1 protein-coding gene and 1 pseudogene are annotated in these 2,409 nt (G+C 42.9%); both read left to right on the top strand.

Annotated elements, in window-relative coordinates:
* Positions 1-79: 79 nt before the first annotated feature.
* Complete coding sequence (locus H6S82_RS28980) at positions 80-1,015, top strand: bestrophin family ion channel (protein WP_190471545.1); 936 nt, start codon at positions 80-82, stop codon at positions 1,013-1,015.
* Between the two features lie 357 nt (positions 1,016-1,372).
* Positions 1,373-2,409, top strand: a pseudogene (locus H6S82_RS28975) (hypothetical protein); the annotation flags it as partial.

Below are 2,409 nucleotides of genomic sequence, written 5' to 3'. Positions count from 1 at the left end.
TGACTTTTGACTTTTGACTCCCCCACTCCCAAAGATCGGCATACTAAAAACTCAAGAAACGTTTTTCAGGGTAGGTAATATGAATAGGAAAAGGCAGTCTTGGTTAAAAGCTGTTTTACGCCTTCAAGGTTCGGTAGTTCCGATCGTATTGCCTCGCGTCATCGGATGTGGGGTTTTTGGCATTTTCGTATCTATACTTTATCATTTTAGACTGCCTGTAGATTTACCGACATTAAGTAGTGTAATTCCCAGTATTGTCTTAGGTTTATTATTGGTTTTTCGCACAAATACAGCTTACGATAGATTTTGGGAAGGCCGCAAACTTTGGGGAAATATAAACAATAGCGTGCGTAACTTATCTCGTCAAATTTGGGTATCCGTTGAAGAACGCGAACCAAAAGATAAAAATGCCAAAATCTCCGCACTAAAGTTACTGGTTGCTTTTGCAGTGGCGACTAAGTTGCTGTTAAGGTCAGAGCCGATCGACAACGATTTAGAAGGATTAATCTCCCAATCTAGGTATCAAAAGCTCAAGACTATGAACAATCCTCCTTTAGAAATTGCTTTCTGGATTGAGGATTACCTACAGGAACAATATGAAAAAAACTGCCTGCACATATATCAATTGAATGCGATGAAGGAGTTGCTGAACATTTTGGTAGATTGTTTGGGTGGATGCGAGCGGATTCTCAGAACACCGATGCCGCTGGCCTATGCGATTCACCTCAAACAATTATTATTACTTTATTGTATCTTCTTGCCATTTTCTTTGGTCAGGGATTTCGGTTTTTTTACCGGAATAATCGTAGTTTTGATTAGTTTCGCTTTGTTTGGCATTGAGGAAATGGGAGTTGAAATTGAAAATCCCTTTGGCAACGATCCCAATGACCTACCCCTAGATGCAATTTGCGTTAATATACAGCGTAATGTTGAGGATTTAATTACCCTGACTCCCTACGTAAGAGATTGGAAAACTGCAAACGTGGAGGATGGCTCTGGCAAAGCTCTCTCTTAGAGGCTGTTTGTCAACAAATTTCAACGTAGAAACTGGGTCGATCGGGGCTTAACTTTTCTTTACAAACAGGCTCTAAGCATTTTCCCAGCCAACTTACAAGCCTTGTGCGGCAGACCCTCAGAATAAATGATTAGTTTTGCCTCAGCTTTCGGGAAAAAACGATCGACTCAAACGGATCGTCTGTATTACTTCGTGCTAGGGTCGATGATGAAAGCACCCCGATAATCCTCTCAAGGATATTATTGGCCAACGTAGCAATAAAAGCTGAATTCGACAAGTCGTTGGCGATCGGCACTTGCATTAAAAACGCTTACAGAACAAAATCCTACCCTCAGATAATAAAATCTCCTCTTGCCGATGGATTGGACAACACCGCTGAGATATCAACAAGCTGACTTCGTTAAACGGCTGAGCAAGCAAAAAGCGCTAGAGCCGAGTATGCTGAATTCCGAAATCCGAGGTTGCCACAGCGAAATGATGGTAATCTGTGGCGACGAGTTACAAACAATACTGGAAACAAGCCAGCGAGAAGCTGACCGAATCGCCAAAAATCCGCCACCGCCTCCCCCAGAGTACAATAACTGGATAGATTTCCAAGCACAATTCCAGCACGACGCATACCAATACCTGATCCGAGAGCGGCTGGTCGATGCAATTATGTCGGCGCGTCTGGACAAACTAATCAAAAAAGTTAAAATTGACCCTCTCTCAAACATAGAACTGAATGATGAGGGAAGCCTACGTAATGAAAGTAGATTTACTTATACCCTGGCAGACTATCCCACAGTAAGCATTCAAGTTCACATTTGCGATAACGAAAGTTTTACCAGCCTCAAAAAAGATAAAGTCCGGTGGTTAGTAACTCAATCAGACATCAAGACTCATAAACTTTTCATCTTTATTTGTTCGTTTTTTATAGCTACCTATCACTCGCGAGGTAGGCAAATCGAAACATTATTGGCTGGTTTTTTGCCCGCAGACCAGATTAAATTCAGCGGCCCCAAAACTTACCTGAAACCAGGCGATTTGCTCTATGCTGGCGGTTTGCGATGTTATTTGGAATCGTTAAATCCCGCCAACACTCCCCCAGAAGATCGGTTGCTAGTCCCTGAAACAATTCAACAGATGCCCGATCGTAATCCTCTCATTACAGTTGTGGGCGGTTGGAGATGCTTGCATACCCTCATCGGTCATCCAGACCCAATTTATTCGCTTGCCATCAATCCATCTGGGCAAATTTTGGCTAGTGGCAGTCGCGGGGAAATCAGGCTTTGGGATATGACTACGGGTAAGGAGATTTGCGTCCTTTCAGAATATCCCTGGATGGATTCTTGGCAAATTGATGAAGTGAATTCTCTGGCTTTCAGTCAGGATGGACAAACTTTGATCGGTGG

The organism is Planktothrix sp. FACHB-1355 (assembly GCF_014748295.1).
Taxonomy (GTDB): domain Bacteria; phylum Cyanobacteriota; class Cyanobacteriia; order Cyanobacteriales; family Aerosakkonemataceae; genus Aerosakkonema; species Aerosakkonema funiforme_A.
Note: the sequence above shows the minus strand (reverse complement) of the source record. Positions and strands in the feature narration are given on the sequence as shown.